The sequence below is a fragment of the Mesorhizobium sp. M0848 genome, assembly GCF_040319805.1.
In the GTDB taxonomy this organism is placed as follows: domain Bacteria; phylum Pseudomonadota; class Alphaproteobacteria; order Rhizobiales; family Rhizobiaceae; genus Mesorhizobium.
In genome coordinates this window covers 139,796-157,956 of record NZ_JAMYOM010000008.1, presented here as the reverse complement: position 1 = coordinate 157,956, position 18,161 = coordinate 139,796, and the positions used below count along the sequence as shown (strand labels likewise).

The window sequence follows — 18,161 nt, the reverse complement described above, 5'->3', positions numbered from 1 at the left end:
TGTTGCCCTGGCCCCTTGCGCCGCATCGGCGATTTGCTAATCGCTGGCGATCCGTGCGAGGCAGATCCCATGAACAATCCACAAGCGACCAGCGCTCCTGTCATCGAAACGAAGCGAACCATCCTGCGGGCACACCGGCTGGACGATTTCGACGCCTATGCCGCGATGTGGACCGATCCAGTGGTCACCCGTTTCATCGGGGGCAAGCCGCGCACGCGCGAAGAGAGCTGGATGCGCTTCCTGCGTCACGCCGGCCTGTGGTCGCTGCTCGGCTATGGCTTCTGGGCGATCGAGGAGAAGGCGACCGGGCGCTTCATCGGCGAGGCCGGGTTTCACGATCTGAAGCGCGACATGGAACCATCGATCGAAGGCATTCCCGAGGCCGGGTGGGCGCTGGTTCCGGCCGTGCACGGGGCGGGCTTCGCCACCGAGGTGGTTGCCCGCGTCCTGGCGTGGGGCGAAGCGATTTTCGGGCGCGAGAAGACCGTCTGCATCATCGATCCGGAAAACGGCGCTTCGCTGAGGGTGGCTGCCAAGTGCGGTTACCGGGAAGTGGTGAAGACCACCTATCATGACACTCCGACAATCCTGCTGGCGCGGTGACCTGAGCGGCGAGGCTGCCCGCTGCCGGCGCCGGCATGATGGCGCCTGTCGCCAGCAATGATGACGAGGCGGGCCCCGCCAAGAACCGCCGTGTGGTTCTGGTCAAATTGATCGGAGCGAGCCTTCCAACCGGGACGCATTCTACGGCATGGCGTCCGCTGCCAGGCTTGCCCGCTCCAGCATGGAGGCGTCCTCGCCGAAGGCGCGGGTGGCGCGGGCCGCCGCCTCGAGCAGCGGACGCTTCATGCGCTGCAGAAATGCCGCGTCGACGCGCGTGCTGGGCCCAGCTAGGGTCAAGGCGCCGAGCAGGACGCCTCCTGGGCCGAACACCGGCGCCGACACGCCCCCCGTCTCGGGGTCCCGGTCGCCCACGGCGAGGCAGTTGCAGGTCTTGCGGATGGTCTCGTAGGGTTCGCCCTGCTGGCCCGAAAACGCTGCGAGCACGCGGCCGCCCGAGCCCAGCAGCAAAGGCAATACGTCGCCTTCGCGTATCGTGTAGCGGATCGGGTGCTTGGATTCGACGCGGTAGAGACAGGTGCGGACATCGCCCGAGCGAACATAGAAGGCAACGCTCTCCCAGCTTCGCTCGGAAAGATCGCGCATGATCGGCAGCAGGATATCGACCGCCACGACCGAACGCTGGTAGAGCGCACCGAGCCGAAAGGTCGCGGGTCCGACGCGGTAGCGCCCGTTGTCGAGGCGCTCGAGCAATCGTCCGCGCAAAAGGGAATTCGCAAGCCGCAGGATGGTGCTCTTGTAGAGGCCGGTGCGCGCCGCGATTTCGGCCAGGCTGAACGACCGGTCATCCGTGGTGAAGGCATCGAGGATGGCAATGGCCCGATCAAGCGCGGCAACACCGTCCGCCGAGGTGCGATCTATTTCCCCATTTGCCGATTTGCTTGGCGAGTCCATGGCGGTTCCAGTTTGAAGAAAGCCGAGCACGCGACTCTGTCGCGCCGCCAAATCGTTCTGTCCAGTAGAATATCGTTTCCGTTGACAGAACTCCGTAACATCTGCTTGAAATCGATGACGGGTCTGGATGCAGGCGCGTTTTGGCGGGCACCGGAGGAGGTGTCGTGATTTGGAGGAATCCCCATGCTGAACAGACGCAGATTTTTGATGAGCACCGCAGCCGTGGGTGCCGGGCTGATGACGTCGCATCTTTCTCCCGCTTTCGCCGAAGGCGCGCCCCAGATACAGCTCTTCGTGCCTGCCGCACCCGGTGGTGGCTGGGACCAGACGGCGCGCACGATCGACCAGGTGCTGCGCAGTGAAAAGCTCATCTCGGGTTCGCAGATCACCAATGTCGGCGGCGCCGGCGGCACTGTCGGGCTGCCGCAATTCATCAGCCAGTGGAACGGCAAAGGCAATTCCCTGATGGTTGCCGGCATGGTCATGGTTGGCGCCATCATTGCCAACAAGGCCGCGAACAATCTGACGCAAGTCACCCCGATCGCCCGCCTCACCGGCGAGTTCGAGGCCTTGGTCGTGCCGGCGGAGTCGCCGTTCAAGACGGCCGCTGATTTCGTCGCCGCGCTCAAGGCCGATCCGACAAAAGTTCCCGTCGCCGGCGGCTCCGCCGGCGGTTCGGATCACATCCTGTTCGGCTTGATTGCCAAGACGGTCGGCGTGCCGGCGACAAACCTGTCCTACGTGCCGTTCGCCGGCGGCGGTGAGGCATTGTCGGCGCTGCTCGGCAACCAGGTCGCGGCCGGCATCTCCGGCTTTGGCGAGTTCTCCGAGCAGGTCAAGGCGGGCGCGCTGCGGCTGCTCGCCATCTCGGCAGACAAGCGCCAGGACGGCATCGATGCGCCGACGCTGAAGGAGGCCGGCATCGATGTCGAGCTGTTCAACTGGCGCGGCGTCTTCGCACCGCCGGGCATTTCCGACGCCGACAAGGCGGCGATGGTCACAATGATCGAGACCATGGCCAAGAGCGATGCATGGGCAACCGAGTGCAAAAACCGCAACTGGACGCCCATCCTTTTGACTGGCGACGACTACGCAAAATTCCTCACCGAGGACACGGCCCGCATCACCGCGATCCTCAAGGATCTCGGCCTCGCCTGATGTCTTCAGGGGGCGGTTAGAGTGCCGCCCCCTTCCCATCTCGCCTGCCGCATGGACATATGATGCGGCGAAACTGCGGATGCGGTCGGCTGGAGGATGCCGGCCACCTTGGGAGGACACCGATGAGCACCAGCGACCCTCAGGCGGCGGCGCCGCGCCTTGCCATGCCCGAATTGTTGATCGGCGTCGGGCTTCTCGCCTGCGCCGGGGCCGTAGCCTGGCAGACCTTGGCGATCCCGGTGTCGCCGCTCTATTCCAAGGTCGGGCCGACCGTCTTTCCCTATATCACCATGACCGGCATGATCGTGCTTTCGCTGCTGCTCATCCTCGCAGCGCTGCGCGGCGGCTGGCAGCCGGAGGAAGAAAAGGAAACGCCGACCGACTGGAAGGCGATGGGCATCGTCGTTATCGGGCTGGTGGCAAACCTGGTGCTGATCCAGCCGCTCGGCTTTACCGCCGCCTCGGTCATTATGTTCGTTCTGGTCTGCTACGGCTTCGGCAGCAAGCGCACACTGCGTGACGCAGTGCTCGGCCTGATCCTGGCGCTGGCCGCCTATTTCGGCTTCGCCAGGGCGCTTGGCGTCAACATCGGTGCCGGTTTCATCGAGAACCAGCTGAACACGGTCATCGATGCGTTCATCACCGTGTTGAGGGGCTGACGCCATGGAAACGCTCGGACATCTCGCACATGGCTTCTCGGTCGCCTTCACCCCGGTCAACCTTCTGTGGTGCCTGCTTGGCACCACGCTTGGCACCGCCATCGGCGTGCTGCCCGGTCTTGGGCCGGCGCTGACCATCGCGCTGCTTTTGCCGATCACCTATCAGGTGGCGCCGGAGGCATCCTTCATCCTGTTCGCCGGCATCTACTACGGCGCCATGTACGGCGGTTCGACGACGTCGATCCTGCTCAACACGCCCGGCGAAAGCGCCACCATCGTCACTGCGTTGGAAGGCAACAGGATGGCGCGTTCCGGCCGTGGCGGTGCGGCGCTCGCCACGTCGGCGATCGGCTCGTTCGTCGCTGGCACGATCGGCACGATGGGCGTTGCCTTCCTGGCGCCGGTGGTGGTCAAATTCGCGCTGGCCTTCGGTCCGGCCGAATATTTCTCGCTGATGGTGCTGGCCTTCATCACCGTTTCGGCGGTGCTCGGCTCGTCGTCGGTGCGCGGCCTGACCAGCCTGTTCGCCGGCTTCGTCATCGGCATGATCGGCGTCGACCTGCAGACCGGCCAGCCGCGCTTCACCTTCGGCACGAACGAACTGCTCGATGGCGTCGATGTCATCATTGCCGCGGTCGGCCTGTTTGCCGTCGGCGAGACGCTCTACATGGCCTCGCGCCGCTATGCAGGCAAGGACGAGATCGTGCCGCTGAAGGGCTCGCTCTACATGACGGCGGCCGAATGGGGGCGTTCGTGGAAGCCGTGGCTGCGCGGCGCTGCTATCGGCTTCCCGATCGGCGCCATGCCGGCCGGCGGCGCCGAGATCCCGACATTCCTGTCCTACGCCATCGAAAAGAAGCTGTCGAAGCACAAGGAGGAGTTCGGCACGGTCGGCGCCATCGAAGGCGTCGCCGGCCCGGAAGCCGCCAACAATGCGTCTGCAGCCGGCGTGCTGGTGCCGATGCTGACGCTCGGCCTGCCAACGTCGGCGACGGCGGCGATCATGCTGTCGGCCTTCCAGAGCTACGGCATCAATCCCGGACCGCTGCTACTCACGACCCAGGGCGATCTCGTCTGGGGGCTGATCGCCAGCCTGTTCATCGCCAACGTCATCCTGGTCATCCTCAACCTGCCGTTGATCGGGCTGTGGGTGCGGTTGCTGAAAATCCCGGCGCCGCAGCTTTATGCCGGCATCCTGGTGTTCGCGACGGTCGGCACCTATGGTATTTCGCAGTCGCCCATCGACCTCGTCATCCTCTATCTGCTGGGAGCGGCCGGTTTCCTGATGCGGCGGTTCGATTTCCCGACCGCGCCTGTCATTATCGGCATGATCCTTGGGCCGCTCGCCGAAACCCAGTTCCGCCGGGCGATGACCATCTCGAATGGCGACTGGTCGGTGTTCTACACCCACAAGCTGTCGCTGACGCTGCTGACGCTCGCCTTCATCGGCCTCGCCGGCCCGCATATCTGGGCCTTCATCGAGCATCGGCGTCGGCGCGGACCGGAGCATGTGCCCGGCGATGCCTGATCGATCCATGATGCCATGACAGAACTGCTTTCCGGTATCCGCGTCCTTGACCTGACCAATGTGCTGGCCGGTCCCTACTGCGCCTATCAGCTGGCGCTGCTTGGCGCCGATGTGATCAAGGTCGAGGCGCCGCAAGGCGGCGACCTGGCCCGCCAGCTCGGCGGCTCGCCAAAGCTGAACAGCGCCGGCATGGGCGCATCGTTCCTGGCGCAGAACGCCGGCAAACGGTCGGTGGTGCTCGACCTCAAGAAGCAAGCCGATCGCGAGCGCTTTTTCGATCTGGTGGCCAGCGCCGATGCCCTGGTGGAGAATTTCCGCCCGGGCGTGATGGATCGGCTGGGGCTTGGCTACGAGGCGCTGAAGACGGTGCGTCCAGGCCTCGTCTATTGCGCGATATCGGGTTTCGGCCAGACCGGGCCGATGCGCGACAATCCCGCCTATGACCAGATAATCCAGGGCCTGTCGGGGATCATGAGTATCACCGGCACACCGGAAACGGCGCCGCTGCGGGTCGGCTATCCCGTGGCCGACACGCTTGGCGGACTGGTCGGCGCGTTCGCCATCGCCTCGGCGCTGGTGCGGCAGAAGACGAGCGGCGAGGGTGCCTTTCTCGACGTCTCGATGCTCGAATGCACACTTTCCGCGCTTGGCTGGCCGGTTTCCAACTATCTGACCGCAGGCATCGACCCCAAGCCGATGGGCAATGAGAACATGACGGCGGCACCCTCCGGTGCGTTTCGCACCGGCGACGGGCTCATCAACATCGCCGCCAACAAGCAGGAACAGTTCGTGACGCTGTGCCGGCTGATCGGCCGGCCGGAACTGGCCCTGGATGCCCGCTTTGCCGAGCGCGAGACGCGCAAGCGCAACCGTGCGGCGCTTAAAGTCGAGATCGAGCACGCCCTGGCGGGCGCGCCGGCTGCGGCCTGGGAAGAGATGCTCAATCGCGCCGGCGTGCCTGCCGGCAGGGTGCTGACGATCCCGCAAGTGCTGGCCGAGCCGCAAGTCCTCGAACGCCAGGTGACCGCGAATTTCGACGATGTGGCTGGTATGGACAAACCGCTGACCGTTCTGCGCGGCGGCTTCATGGTCGATGGCGAGGCGCCCTTGCCGACAAAGCCGCCGCCGGCGCTCGGCGAACATATGGGCGAGGTGTTCGCCGACCTGCCACCGCGCGTCAACACAAAGGCAAGCGCATGAGCGGCACGGAGAAGAAGACAGGCCGTGAGCGCGGCGAGGAATGGTGGCAGACCGACATCATCGAGATGCGGCCTGGTGTCATCCGGCTGCGCGGCTACGAGATCCAGGATCTGATCGGCCGCGTCAGCTTCCCGGCGATGATCTGGCTGATGCTGCGCGGCGAACTGCCCAGCGAGGATCAGGCCGCGCTGCTCGGCATTGCGCTCGGTGCCGCCGTCGACCACGGACCGCAGGCGCCATCGATCGCCATCGCGCGCATGGCTGCAACCTGCGGCGTCGGTATCAACAGCGCCATGGCCTCGGCCATCAACGTTCTCGGCGACGTGCATGGAGGCGCCGGCGAGCAGGCGCTTTCCTTCTATGGTGACATTGCCGTGGCGATCGATGCCGGGATGACGCTGAATGAGGCGGTCTCGGCGCGGCTCGACCGGTTCTTCGCCGAGGAGAAGGGCTATGTGCCGGGACTCGGACATCGCTTCCATCCCGTCGACCCGCGCGCGCCGCGCTTGCTGGAACTGATCCGCGAATTCGCCGCACGCGGTGCCGTCAATGGACGTTTCGCCGACATCGCCGCTGCGATCGAGGCTGACGTCGAACGCCGCAAGGGGAAAAAAATACCGCTCAACATCGATGGCGCCACCGCCGTCATCTATGGCGAACTCGGTTTTCCGCCGCCGCTGACGCGAGGGCTTTTCGTGCTGTCGCGCTCGGTCGGCATCCTGGCGCATGCTTGGGAGCAGTCGCAGCAGGCCGAGCGAAACAAGGGGCCGCTGCCGCGCGAGTGGCTGTGGGCCTATACCGGCACGCCGGTGCGGCCGTTTCCCGAAAGCGATGACCCCGGCGAGTGAGGCTTTACGCCTTGTCCACCTGCATAGGCTGGGGAAGCTTCAGCGTCTTCACCAACGTTGAAAGATCCGGCTCGTCGATGAGCATGGCCGCATCGGCTGGTGCCAGCCAGGCCCGCTGGCGTCGTTTGGCTTCCTGCCAATCGGCCAGTTCCTCCGTTACCTCGAGCAGATAGACGATGACGTCGACGCGGACAAAGCGATTGGCCAGCCGCTTCCAGTAGGAATAGGTGCCTGCCGGCTGCTTCAGCGTCTTGCCGAGTACGCCGGCTTCCTCCTGCGCCTCGATGGTGGCCGCCTTGCGCCCGCTCTTGCCCTTCATCGGCCAGCCCTTGGGTACGATGAAGCGCCTGGTGGTGCGCGACGTAACCAGCATGACCTCGATGTCGCCGCGCGCGATCAGCCGAAAGGGAACAGCCGCCACCTGGCGGATTCTTTCGCCCTTTTTTGCCTTGCGTACGGCTTTCTTCTTGGTGGCTGCCATTCGTCAATCCAGTCGATGCAATGCCGCATAGCGCGACAAGGCGTCGTTGCAAAACCAAAACTTTCGCATGTGCCGCCAAAACTTTCGCATATGCCGAAAGACACTCGAAATACCTAAGTCGGCTAAATAAATGAAAAAGGCCTTGTTGTCAGCGGCAATTGCTCACGGCGGTGGTGCCGATTATCTGGGTCTGGCAGCTTGGCTTGAGCTGCTGCACGACCGGGGGCGGTTGCTGAACGATCTGGCGGTCCTGGGCGCGGTACTGCCGCTGTTGCTGCTGATATTGCTGCCGCTGTATCCTGTTTTGCAGGATTTGCAGGTCGTTCTGCCGGATCAGCGCATTGTTGCCGGTAGCGGAATTGAGCGCTTGTGCGGAAGCCGGCAGGCAAACGCCCGCCAGCACTGCCGTGGCCAGCATTGCCACTGTGAAGATCGTTGATGGCCGAAGTGCCGACATTCGCTCATTCCCGCGCAAAAAACTCTGCCCACTGATATAGGACGTTTGCGCGGCGATGCCATGGCCAGCGGGTCGAGCGACCAAATCTGCTTGTCACCCCCGAAGGTCGCTTCGCGGCGGCGGAGAATCTGCCTGGCAACCCCGCATTGCACTTGACGGAGGCCGTCGATTCGCCGCTCTATCGGGTCGGCGCCGGCCTTGAGCTGAATGGCGTCAATGGCGTCGGCATGTCCGTCAGGTATAATGGCGCCTTCGGCGAAACGGTTAAACAGAACGCGATCAGCGCGTCTCTCAAGGTCAGTTTCTAGCTGGCCCGAGGCGGAGCCGGGCGGGAGGGATCTTGATGAGGAAGTACGCGCATTTCGTGGCGATGCTGGGTGTTGCCTGCACCGTCGGCGTGGCGGCCGTGGCGGCACAAACCAAGAGCGACAGGGCGGTCGCGGCACCCGCTGCCGCGGATGCGCCGCAGTTGCCCGGCGGCGCGTCGGCACTGTCTGAAACCCACGGCGACTGGACGGTCAATTGCCAGATATCGGGCACGGCCAAGACCTGCAGCCTGTCGCATCAGCAATTCAACAAGCAAAGCAATCAGCGGCTGCTGGCGATAGAGCTGTCGAGCAAGACCGGCGAGGATGCCACGGGCACGCTTGCGTTGCCGTTCGGCCTGGCGCTGGCCAAGGGGGTCAGCCTGACCATCGACGATCAGAAGCTGGACGGCAGCCTGGCGTTCAACACCTGCCAGGTCGTCGGCTGTCTGGTGCCGGTGGTGTTCGATGCGACTGTCACGCCACTGCTGAAATCAGGCACCACACTGAAGATCGACGCTTTCGCGGCAGACACCGGACAAGCGGTGAGCTTTTCCATTCCGCTCAACGGCTTCGCCGGCGCGCTTGCCCGAACCGCCGAGCTTTTGACCAATTGATGTAGAGCCGCAGGACTTAAAGCGCGCCGCCTGAATGCCATCTCGCGGCAGGGCGGTGCGTCACTGCAGCAGAACGTCTTTCAGCTCAAACGACGATCGTTTTAAGCCTTTCGGCGATCAGGGCGGCGAGCCGCGCCGCCACATCATCCTTGCTCATCTCCGGCCATTCCTCGACGCCAGCCTTTGACACGATCCGCACCCGGTTGCGATCGCCGCCCATCACGCCCGAAGAACCGACGCCGCTTCCCTGCGACACGTCGTTGGCGACGATGAGATCGGCGCCTTTTTTCTTGAGTTTGGCCTCGGCGTTGCGCAGGAGATCCTGCGTCTCGGCGGCGAAGCCGATAACCAGGCCGGGTCGCTGGCTGTGATGGCCGACGCCGGCGAGAATGTCGGGATTCTCGACCATGCGCAGCACCGGCGGCCCTTCGCCGGCGACCTTCTTGATCTTCTCACCGGCTGAATTCTCGGTTCGCCAGTCGGCCACGGCGGCGACGAACACCGCCGCGTCTGCGGGCAGGAGCTGTTCCACCGCGTCGCGCATCTCTTGCGCACGTTCAACATGGATGGTCTTCACGCCTGCCGGATCGGCGATGCCGACAGGGCCGGAGACGAGGTGCACATCGGCGCCGAGCCTGGCCAGTGCCGCGGCGATGGCATGGCCCTGCTTGCCGGACGAACGGTTGGCGATGTAGCGCACCGGGTCGATCGGCTCATGCGTCGGGCCGGAGGTGACGATGATCTTGCGCCCCGACAGCGGATTGGGGCCGCCATCGAGCAGCGCCTCGATGGCGGCGACGATCTCCAGCGGCTCGGCCATGCGGCCTTCGCCCGCCTCATTGCTTTCGGCCATCTCGCCCCTGGCCGGGCCGATGAAGGCAATGCCATCCTTCTGCAGCGTCGCGCGGTTTCGGCGGGTGGCTGGATGCGCCCACATCCTGGGGTTCATGGCCGGCGCCATCAACACCGGCTTGTCGGTGGCGAGAAGCACGGTGGAGGCCAGATCGTTGGCGTGGCCGTTGGCGAGCTTGGCCACCAGGTCGGCGGTGGCGGGCGCCACGACCAGAAGGTCGGCCTCGCGCGACAGCCTGATATGGCCGACATCGTGCTCGTCCTGGCGGTCGAACAGTTCGGTGAAGACATGGTCGGCGGAAAGCGCGCCGACCGACAGAGTGGTGACGAATTCCTGTGCCGCCGATGTCATGATCACCCGCACCGCCGCACCACGCTCGCGCAGCCGGCGGATCAGATCGAGCGCCTTGTAGGCGGCGATGCCGCCGCCAATGATGAGCAGGATGCGCTTGCCGAAGAGGCTCATGCCCAAGACCAGTTCCTGTCCAGTGTCATGCCGGCTTCAGCGCCGGTTCGATATCGGTATGGATGAAATCATTGCCCTTGAAAAGCAGCGGCAGGTTTCGCGTCTTGGCCAAGGCGTAAGCGAAACAGTCGCCCATGTTGAGATCAGCACGATGATGAGATCCACGGCCATAGAGAGAGTAGGCAAGCCGTGCGACTTCAAGCTGCGCTAAATCAAAAGGAACTACCGTCAACTCGAGAAGATCGATTAGCAGTTTGAGTTCGTTGACGTTAACGCCATCACTCGACCGGCTCGCGACACAATGCGCCTCCAGCAGCGTCGCTGCGCTTACCAGTGCAACAGATGAGGTACCGAAAACGTCGACGAATGCAGCGGCATCCGGCTCCGAGCCTAGGATTGCGATCAACGCCGAGGTATCGACCGCGACTGTCACAGAAGTCCCTCGTCCCACATATGGTCAGTAATCGCTTTGAGATCAAAAGGGCGTTCCAGCTTCCGCCCGAGCGCCAAGATTTCGTCACGGGAAGCCTTCAGTCGCCACGCCCCATTCTCAAGCCTGGTTTTTGGGATTGCCGCCTCACGCAAGGCATCCCGCACTTCCTGCTCCATCGAAACGCCGCGCGCGGCGGCGCGCTCGCGGAGCACCTGCTTCACGTTGTCGTCAAGGTTGCGGACTGTTATCGTGCTCATGGTCTTGCTCCAAGCCGCTTAATATAGGCAACAAGCAGCGTGCATGCAATGACAGCATTGCTGTCATTGCCTGCACTCAGATGAGCTTCCAGGCGATGTAGACCAGCGTCAGCGCAATTACCCAGAGTGCCCAGCGGCCGGAGCGGCTGTAGCGCGCCTCGGCCTTGCCGATGGCGTCGGCGGTGGTCTCGTCGAAGCGCAGGCCGTGCTCGGCCATCAGGTCGATCTCGCGCGACAGCCGGTCGGTGCGCGCCGCAAGCTCGGGAATCTGGCGGGCCAGCGTGAGCAGCGCCCTGGCGCCGTCACGCGCATCGATCATCATGCCACGCGGCCCAAGATTGCCTGATATCCAGTCGCCGACCACCGGCTCGGCCGTCTTCCACATGTTGAAGGCCGGGTCGAGCGTGCGCGCCACGCCCTCGACCACCACCATGGTCTTCTGCAGCAGGATCAATTCGGGCCGCGTCGCCATGTCGAAGAGTTCGGTGACCTCGAACAGCAGCGTCAGAAGCTTGGCCATCGAGATGGTCTCGGCCGGCTGGCCATGGATCGGCTCGCCGATCGCCCGGATCGCCTGCGCGAAGGCTGCGACATTGTGCTGGCGCGGCACATAGCCGGCCTCGAAATGGACCTCGGCGACACGCAGATAGTCGCGCGTGATGAAGCCGTAGAGAATTTCGGCGAGGAAGCGGCGCTCCTTCTTGCCGAGCCTGCCGGCAATGCCGAGATCGACGGCGACGATGGTGCCGTTTGCCTCGACGAACAAATTGCCCGGATGCATGTCGGCATGGAAGAAGCCGTCGCGCAGGGTGTGGCGCAGGAACGACTGGATGAGGTTGGCTGCGATCGCCTTCAGATCGTGGCCGGCGGCCTCCAGGCCGGCAATGTCGTTCATCTTGACGCCGTCGACCCACTCCATGGTCAAGACGTCGCGGCCGGTGCGCTCCCAGTCGACGGACGGCACGCGAAAGCCGGGGTCGTCCCTGGTGCTTTCGCCGAGCTCCGAGAGAGCCGCCGCCTCGAGGCGAAGATCCATCTCGATCTTGGTGGTCTGTGCCAGCGTCTGGGTGACCTCGACCGGCCGCAGCCGGCGTGACGAGGGGATGTATTTCTCCTGCAGGCGAGCGGCGAGGAAATAGCTTTCGAGATCCTGGAAAAAACGGCGGCGCACGCCTGGCCGGATCACCTTGACCGCCACCTTGGTGGCAATGCCGTCATGGAGAGCGTCGGCGGCATGGACCTGGGCGATGGAGGCGGCGGCGACCGGGTCGCCGAATTGCGTATAGAGGGCGCCGATCTTGCGCCCGAGCGAAGCCTCGACCGCCGCGATGGCCTCGGCCCGGGGGAAGGTGTGCATCTTGTCCTGCAACGTGGCGAGATCGAGCGCCATGTCGTTGCCGACGACGTCGGGCCGCGTCGCCAGGAACTGGCCGAGCTTTACATAAGATGGACCGAGCCGGACGACCGCCTTGGCCAGCCGGTCGCTGCGCTCATAGGCCAGCGCGCGGCGGCGGGTGAGCAGCCGCGCCATCCGCCATCCGAACTTCGGCAGGCCGGACAGTTCCTCACCCGGCAGAGCGGCGACGACACCCTCGCGGACCAGCACCCAGCCGGCCCTTACGAGCCGGAATCCTGCACTGACATTGCTCATGGCAGCGCCAATCCTGCCGGCTCTTTGAACCGGCATAGCACGCGTCGATTATGAGAAATGCGGTCCGGCCTCAAAGCTTCCAGCCCGAATGAAGTGCTGCAATACCGCCGGAATAGTTGCGGAAGGAAACGCGGTCGAAGCCGGCGCGGGAAATCATCGTCGCGAAATTCTGCTGATTGGGAAACCTGGCGATCGATTCGACCAGATAGGAATAGGGCTCGCCGTCGCCAGTGACCATCTTGCCGATCTTGGGGATGGCGTTGAACGACCAGGCTTCATAGGCCTTGTCGAGCAGCGGCATCTCGACCTCGGAAAATTCCAGGCACAGGAAGCGCCCGCCGGGCTTCAGCACGCGAAACGCTTCGCCCAAGGCCGCCTCTATGCGCGGTACGTTGCGGATGCCGAAAGCGATAGTGTAGGCATCGAATGTGGCATCAGGGAAGGGCAGTTCCTCGGCATTGGCCCCGACGAAATCGGTGTTGCCGGACAGGCCTTTCTTTCCGGCCCGGTCGCGGCCGACAGCCAGCATCGAGCCATTGATGTCGAGCACGGTGGCATGGGCATTGCCGTGGCTGGCATCGACGATGCGGAAGGCGATGTCGCCGGTGCCGCCGGCAACGTCCAGCACGCGCCAACCAATCCTTTTGGGAGGATTGAGCCAGGTGACCATGGCGTCCTTCCACAGCCGGTGCAGGCCGGCCGACATCAGATCGTTCATCAGGTCGTAGCGGTTGGCGACCTTGTGGAAAACATCGTTGACCAGGGACTGCTTGTCGCCAGCCCCTACACGCTTGAAACCATAGGAGGTTTCCATGCCGCCCGCGGCCGTGGTTCTCTCAACTGACATTTTTTTGATCCGTCATAAAACCGGCGGGACCATAGCCGATCGATGGTGCGGGCGCTATTGTTTAAGGCGCGGTGTTCAGCCGCGCTTCCAGGTGGCGGGTTTTCGAGACCTGGACGGACCGACGGGATGATTGAATGCCTTTGAAAGCGGAACTGCACTGCCACATCGAAGGGGCAGCGGCGCCCGAACTCGTCGTCCGCCAGGCGCAGAAATACGGCAAGGACACCTCGCCCTATATCCAGAACGGTTCCTTCGTCTGGCACGATTTCACCTCCTTCCTGGCGGCTTATGATTTTTCCGCCGATCTGTTCCGGACCGAGGAGGACTATGCGCGGCTGGCCGACCACTATCTGACCAGTCTCGCTCGCGATGGCGCCATCTATTCCGAAGTGTTCACCTCGCCGGACCACGCGAAAAAGGCCGGGCTGTCGCCGAAAGCCTATACCGATGCGCTCGGCGAAGGCATGGCCCGCGCCAAGGCCAAGACCGGCATCGAGGGCCGCATGATCGTTACCGGCGTGCGCCATGTCGGCGTCGAGTCGATCGAGCAGGCGGCGCGCTTCGCGGCGCGCTGCGGGCATCCGCTGGTCACCGGTTTCGGCGTTGCCGGCGATGAGCGCATCGGCGATATGGAGGACTATGTCAGGGCTTTCGAGATCGCCCGCGAAGCCGGGCTCGGCATCACCATCCATGCCGGCGAACTGACGGGCTGGGAGACCGTCCAGGCGGCGCTCGATCATATCCGTCCGTCCCGCATCGGCCATGGCGTGCGCGCCATCGAGAACCCGGACCTCGTCCGGCGCATCGCCGACGAGGGCGTCGTGCTGGAATGCTGCCCCGGCTCCAACATCGCGCTCAAGGTGTTCGACAGTTTTGCCGACCATCCGTTTCCGTCCCTGCAGGCGGCAGGCTGCAAGGTGACGCTCAATTCCGATGATCCGCCGTATTTCTGGACCTCGCTGAAGCGCGAATACGACATTGCCGCCGAGCATTTCTCGATGAACGAAAAGGCGCTGGCCGCCGTTACCCGCACCGCCATCGAGGCCGCTTTCGTCGACAAAAAGACCAAGACCGCGCTTCTTGCCCGGTTGAACAGCGCGGCACGCTGATTTCTGCCGACAAAGCTGTGGTCGGTGCGGGCCAAGCGGTTCCTTGGCCGGCGCATTGTCGCTAGGGTTCGCCCAGGCAGCTTGAAGCGCGGCGCGTCCGAAAGGACTATGCGCGCACTTTCGGGCGCAGGCATCAGGAGAACACCATGAAGGGCGTCACCGTCGTCGACCATCCGCTTGTCCAGCACAAGCTGACCATCATGCGCAAGAAGGAAACTTCAACGGCGGGCTTCCGCCGGCTGCTGCGCGAAATATCGCTGTTGCTCGGCTACGAGGTCACCCGCAATCTCGAATTGACGACGACGACGATCGAAACGCCGATGGAAACCATGGAGGCGCCGACGCTGGAGGGCAAGAAGCTGGTCTTCGCCTCGGTGCTGCGCGCCGGCAACGGCTTGCTGGAAGGCCTGCTCGATTTGGTGCCGGCGGCGCGCGTCGCCCATGTCGGTCTCTATCGCGATCACGAGACACTGGAAGCGATCGAGTATTTCTTCAAGGCGCCGAGCGACCTCGCCGACCGGCTGGTGATCGTCGTCGATCCGATGCTGGCGACCGCCAATTCGGCGATCGCGGCGATCGACAAGCTGAAAGAGCGCGGCGCCACCAACATCCGCTTCCTCTGCCTGCTGGCAGCGCCCGAAGGCATCGAACGCTTCATCAAGGCGCATCCGGACGTTCCCGTCTTCACCGCTTCGATCGACCGCCAGCTCAACGAGAAGGGCTACATCATGCCGGGCCTCGGCGACGCCGGCGACCGCATGTACGGGACCAAGTAAACCAGGCAAAGTCACCTGGTACGATTTACCAAATGTTTACGCAAAGGCGCGGTTTTGGCGCGCGTTAAAGCGGCAAACACCATCCGGGCCTAACGATCGGCTGTCACTACGGCGCCGCGCGTCCATTTCGGACGCGCAAAGGACGCTGTAGCATTTTGATTTGCGCGTGAGCCTTTCCGAAATCGATCCCGATTTCCGGGGTCATGCGGCGAGGCCGATCCATGCTGCGCAAACTTCTCATCCTCGCCGTTTTCGCCGGTTCATCGGTATCGATACCGATTGTGTATCAGTCGAATCCGCAACTCGTCGAAAACCTGCTGAGGTCGGCGGTGCCGGGCAAACAAGCGGTCGAAGCCCAACCGGACGTCAATCTGGCATCGGTGCCCAACAAGCCCGCGGCACCGCTGCCGATGGGCCGCAAGGTGGTCGTCGCGGCAGACGAGCGCGGACATTTCTCATCGGCTTTCAAGTTCAACGGGCGCCAGGTCGACGGCATGATCGACACCGGCGCCACGCTGGTCGCCATCAACATTTCGACGGCACGCCGAATCGGCTTGTCGCTGAATGCTTCGGACTTCAGCCACGAGGTCAACACGGCCAACGGCACCATCAAGGCGGCCGTGGCCATGATCGACCGCCTGCAGATCGGCAACATCACGGTCAATGACGTCCAGACCATCGTGCTCGACGACAGGGCGCTGCGCACCAATCTGATCGGCATGAGCTTCCTCAACCGGCTCGACAAATACCAGGTCGAGAACGGCACGCTGCTGCTCGTCCAGTAAGGCCGTTCGTTTTCCGTAATTCCCAAGGAAAGCGCTATGCGCTTTTCCCGGGAAGCCGTTTCACACTTTTCCTGGAATTGCTTTAGCCGCGCGGCAGAATCCGCCGGATGACCGACTTGTCGGCGGGCGGCTTCGAGGCGCCGACCGTATAGGCCGAAAGCACGGTTGCGGCAGCGCTCTCGGCATCGGCCGATGAGCGGGCATGGACCAGCGCCAGCGGCTCGCCGGCCCCAACCTCCGCACCGACCGGCAACAGCCTGGTGATGCCGACCTCGGGGTCGATCTTATCGTTCGGCCGCGTGCGTCCACCTCCCAGGCCGACCACGGCGAGCCCGATATCGCGGGTAGCGATGCCGGTGACGAAGCCGTTTGCGGTCGCCTTGACGGCAAATTCGATCGCCGCCGCCGGCAGATACTTTTCCGGTTTCTCGATGAAATCGGCGGGGCCGCCAAGCGCGGCCACCATGCGTGCGAAAGTGGCGGCGGCGCGGCCGCTGGCGAGCGTTTCGGTGGCGCGCCGCATGCCATCCTGGTTGGACGACACCAGCCCGGCCGACTGCAGCATTTCGGCGGCCAGCGCCAGCGTCACATCCTCGAGCCGACGGTCACGATACCGGCCGGTGAGGAAATCAACGGCGTTGCGCACCTCGACGGCGTTGCCGGCGGCCGACGCCAGTGGCTCGTTCATGCCGGTGATCAACGCCGAAGCCTTCAGTCCGGCGCCGTTGGCGATCTCAACCAGGCTGTTGGCGAGTGCAGTGGCGTCGCGCGATTTTTCCATGAAGGCGCCGTTGCCGACCTTGACGTCGAGCACCAGCGATTGCAGCCCGGCCGCCAGCTTCTTCGACAGTATCGAAGCGGTGATCAGCGGCACCGATTCGACCGTGCCGGAGACGTCGCGAATCGCATAGAGCCGTCGATCGGCGGGCGCGAGGTCGGCGGTCTGGCCGATGATGGCACAGCCTGTTTCGAGCACCGCCTTGCGAAACAGCGCGACGTCGGGCTGGCTGATGTAGCCGGGGATGGCATCCATCTTGTCCAGCGTGCCGCCGGTGTGGCCAAGGCCACGGCCCGAGATCATCGGCACATAGGCGCCGCAGGCGGCGACGATCGGCGCCAGCATCAGCGAGACATTGTCGCCAACGCCGCCGGTCGAATGCTTGTCGGTGACCGGGCCGGGCAGGTCCGACCAGTCGAGCACGTCGCCGGAATCGCGCATCGCCAGCGTGAGCGCCACGGCCTCGTCGCGGCTCATGCCGTTGAAGAACACCGCCATGGCGAAGGCGCCAGCCTGGCCATCGGTAACGGCGCCTGACGTCACGCCCTCGACGAAGCCGGCGATCTCCTCTTCCGACAGCCTGAGGCCATCGCGCTTGCGGCGGATGATTTCCTGGGGAAGCATCAGATCTCCAGCAGTCCGTCGCGAAACACGCGCTGCAGGATCGTCGCCAGCCGCGCGCCGCCTACCGGTGCCATGTCCTTGGTCTCCTGGTGCGAAAGCTCGGCCCCGGTCATGCCGGCCGCCAAATTGGTGATGACCGAACAGGCGGCGACGCGCAGTCCGAGGAAGCGGGCGAGAATGACCTCCGGTACGGTCGACATGCCGACCGCATTGGCGCCCATGATGCGCGCCATGCGGATCTCGGCCGGCGTTTCGAAGCATGGGCCGGAGAACCACATATAGACGCCCTTGTGCAGGGTGGTGCCGGTCGCATTTGCCGCCCGTTCGATGGCCTGGCGGATGCCGGCATCATAGGCTTCAGTCAGGCCGACGAAACGCCGGTCGCTTGGTTCGCCGATCAGCGGGTTGGTGCCCGAGAAATTGATATGGTCCGATATCAGCATCACCGAGCCCGGCGGCATGTCCGGATCGACCGAGCCGGCGGCATTGGTGAGGATCAGCTTCGTGATGCCGATGCCGGCAAGCACTTCCAGCACCGGCCGCATCGCCGCGGCAACGCCGTGCTCGTAGTAATGGGCGCGGCCCGAAAGCATCAGCACCGGCACGCCGGCAAACAGCCCTGCCACCACTTCGCCGGCGTGCCCGGTGACACCGCTTCTGGGAAAACCGGGCAGGTCGGCATAGGAGATGCGGATCGGGTCCTCGATCTGGGCGACCAGACCGCCGAGGCCCGAACCGAGCACCAGTGCCGTGGCCGGCGCCAGGCCGTCCAGCCTTTCGACGAGATGATCCAGGGCTTTTTCCGTCATCGCTGC

The 18,161-nt window shown here is 64.1% G+C and carries 21 protein-coding genes; 12 read left to right on the top strand and 9 right to left on the bottom strand.

The genetic code is table 11. The annotated features are described in order from the left end of the window. The first annotated feature begins 69 nt into the window (after positions 1-69). Positions 70-603, top strand: coding sequence for a GNAT family N-acetyltransferase (locus NKH95_RS11630; RefSeq protein WP_128303198.1), 534 nt, complete (start codon positions 70-72; stop codon positions 601-603). Positions 604-744: 141 nt separating this feature from the next. Here the strand turns inward: NKH95_RS11630 and NKH95_RS11625 are convergent, their stop codons facing one another. Next, positions 745-1,515, bottom strand: a complete 771-nt coding sequence (locus NKH95_RS11625; protein ID WP_352891591.1) for an IclR family transcriptional regulator — start codon at positions 1,513-1,515, stop codon at positions 745-747. A 183-nt stretch (positions 1,516-1,698) separates the two neighbouring features. Here NKH95_RS11625 and NKH95_RS11620 point away from each other — a divergent pair, with 183 nt between their 5' ends. The 5 genes from NKH95_RS11620 (at position 1,699) to NKH95_RS11600 (ending at position 6,908) form a co-directional block, all read left to right on the top strand. Then, positions 1,699-2,673: a Bug family tripartite tricarboxylate transporter substrate binding protein gene (locus NKH95_RS11620; protein ID WP_128303197.1), complete on the top strand. Its 975-nt coding sequence runs from the start codon at positions 1,699-1,701 to the stop codon at positions 2,671-2,673. A 122-nt stretch (positions 2,674-2,795) separates the two neighbouring features. Next, positions 2,796-3,332 (top strand): tripartite tricarboxylate transporter TctB family protein, encoded by a 537-nt coding sequence (locus tag NKH95_RS11615; RefSeq protein ID WP_023812557.1) that lies wholly within the window; start codon positions 2,796-2,798, stop codon positions 3,330-3,332. Between the two features lie 4 nt (positions 3,333-3,336). Beyond that, positions 3,337-4,860, top strand: a complete 1,524-nt coding sequence (locus NKH95_RS11610; RefSeq protein WP_023812558.1) for a tripartite tricarboxylate transporter permease — start codon at positions 3,337-3,339, stop codon at positions 4,858-4,860. A gap of 15 nt (positions 4,861-4,875) precedes the next feature. Continuing rightward, complete coding sequence (locus NKH95_RS11605; RefSeq protein ID WP_023812559.1) at positions 4,876-6,060, top strand: CaiB/BaiF CoA transferase family protein; 1,185 nt, start codon at positions 4,876-4,878, stop codon at positions 6,058-6,060. Continuing rightward, on the top strand, positions 6,057-6,908 hold the full coding sequence (locus NKH95_RS11600) for a citryl-CoA lyase (protein WP_023812560.1): 852 nt from the start codon (positions 6,057-6,059) through the stop codon (positions 6,906-6,908). Before NKH95_RS11605 ends, NKH95_RS11600 begins: the two co-directional genes overlap by 4 nt. A gap of 4 nt (positions 6,909-6,912) precedes the next feature. Here the strand turns inward: NKH95_RS11600 and NKH95_RS11595 are convergent, their stop codons facing one another. After that, positions 6,913-7,389 (bottom strand): NUDIX hydrolase, encoded by a 477-nt coding sequence (locus NKH95_RS11595; protein ID WP_023812561.1) that lies wholly within the window; start codon positions 7,387-7,389, stop codon positions 6,913-6,915. A 130-nt stretch (positions 7,390-7,519) separates the two neighbouring features. Here NKH95_RS11595 and NKH95_RS11590 point away from each other — a divergent pair, with 130 nt between their 5' ends. The 3 genes from NKH95_RS11590 to NKH95_RS11580 all read left to right on the top strand — a co-directional run bounded on the left by NKH95_RS11590 (position 7,520) and on the right by NKH95_RS11580 (position 8,768). Further along, positions 7,520-7,828: a hypothetical protein gene (locus tag NKH95_RS11590; protein ID WP_164892879.1), complete on the top strand. Its 309-nt coding sequence runs from the start codon at positions 7,520-7,522 to the stop codon at positions 7,826-7,828. 170 nt (positions 7,829-7,998) lie between these two features. Beyond that, positions 7,999-8,154: a hypothetical protein gene (locus NKH95_RS11585; protein WP_164892878.1), complete on the top strand. Its 156-nt coding sequence runs from the start codon at positions 7,999-8,001 to the stop codon at positions 8,152-8,154. Between the two features lie 35 nt (positions 8,155-8,189). Continuing rightward, positions 8,190-8,768: an invasion associated locus B family protein gene (locus NKH95_RS11580; RefSeq protein WP_128303196.1), complete on the top strand. Its 579-nt coding sequence runs from the start codon at positions 8,190-8,192 to the stop codon at positions 8,766-8,768. A gap of 85 nt (positions 8,769-8,853) precedes the next feature. Here the strand turns inward: NKH95_RS11580 and coaBC are convergent, their stop codons facing one another. From coaBC to ubiE, 5 genes are all read right to left on the bottom strand, one after another. Beyond that, positions 8,854-10,086, bottom strand: coding sequence for a bifunctional phosphopantothenoylcysteine decarboxylase/phosphopantothenate--cysteine ligase CoaBC (gene coaBC / locus NKH95_RS11575; RefSeq protein WP_023812565.1), 1,233 nt, complete (start codon positions 10,084-10,086; stop codon positions 8,854-8,856). Positions 10,087-10,111: 25 nt separating this feature from the next. After that, complete coding sequence (locus NKH95_RS11570) at positions 10,112-10,519, bottom strand: type II toxin-antitoxin system VapC family toxin (protein WP_023812566.1); 408 nt, start codon at positions 10,517-10,519, stop codon at positions 10,112-10,114. Beyond that, positions 10,516-10,776 (bottom strand): FitA-like ribbon-helix-helix domain-containing protein, encoded by a 261-nt coding sequence (locus NKH95_RS11565; protein WP_023812567.1) that lies wholly within the window; start codon positions 10,774-10,776, stop codon positions 10,516-10,518. The genes NKH95_RS11570 and NKH95_RS11565 overlap by 4 nt, the downstream gene beginning before the upstream one ends. Positions 10,777-10,852: 76 nt before the next feature. Next, positions 10,853-12,427: a 2-polyprenylphenol 6-hydroxylase gene (ubiB, locus tag NKH95_RS11560; protein ID WP_023812568.1), complete on the bottom strand. Its 1,575-nt coding sequence runs from the start codon at positions 12,425-12,427 to the stop codon at positions 10,853-10,855. Positions 12,428-12,497: 70 nt separating this feature from the next. Next, on the bottom strand, positions 12,498-13,274 hold the full coding sequence (ubiE, locus tag NKH95_RS11555; protein ID WP_352774404.1) for a bifunctional demethylmenaquinone methyltransferase/2-methoxy-6-polyprenyl-1,4-benzoquinol methylase UbiE: 777 nt from the start codon (positions 13,272-13,274) through the stop codon (positions 12,498-12,500). Positions 13,275-13,408: 134 nt separating this feature from the next. On the opposite strand from ubiE, the gene NKH95_RS11550 reads away from it, so the two are divergent. The 3 genes from NKH95_RS11550 to NKH95_RS11540 all read left to right on the top strand — a co-directional run bounded on the left by NKH95_RS11550 (position 13,409) and on the right by NKH95_RS11540 (position 15,944). Continuing rightward, a complete protein-coding gene (locus NKH95_RS11550) occupies positions 13,409-14,383 on the top strand; it encodes an adenosine deaminase (RefSeq protein WP_352774405.1) in 975 nt (324 codons plus the stop codon). Between the two features lie 146 nt (positions 14,384-14,529). Further along, positions 14,530-15,159 carry a uracil phosphoribosyltransferase gene (gene upp, locus NKH95_RS11545; RefSeq protein ID WP_027024071.1) on the top strand — a complete coding sequence of 210 codons (630 nt, stop codon included), beginning with the start codon at positions 14,530-14,532 and terminating at the stop codon, positions 15,157-15,159. A gap of 221 nt (positions 15,160-15,380) precedes the next feature. After that, complete coding sequence (locus NKH95_RS11540) at positions 15,381-15,944, top strand: TIGR02281 family clan AA aspartic protease (RefSeq protein ID WP_352891587.1); 564 nt, start codon at positions 15,381-15,383, stop codon at positions 15,942-15,944. 82 nt (positions 15,945-16,026) lie between these two features. Here the strand turns inward: NKH95_RS11540 and deoA are convergent, their stop codons facing one another. Further along, positions 16,027-17,346 (bottom strand): thymidine phosphorylase, encoded by a 1,320-nt coding sequence (gene deoA / locus NKH95_RS11535; RefSeq protein ID WP_352891586.1) that lies wholly within the window; start codon positions 17,344-17,346, stop codon positions 16,027-16,029. Continuing rightward, positions 17,346-18,155, bottom strand: coding sequence for a purine-nucleoside phosphorylase (locus NKH95_RS11530; protein ID WP_352751605.1), 810 nt, complete (start codon positions 18,153-18,155; stop codon positions 17,346-17,348). Before NKH95_RS11530 ends, deoA begins: the two co-directional genes overlap by 1 nt. Positions 18,156-18,161: the final 6 nt, after the last annotated feature.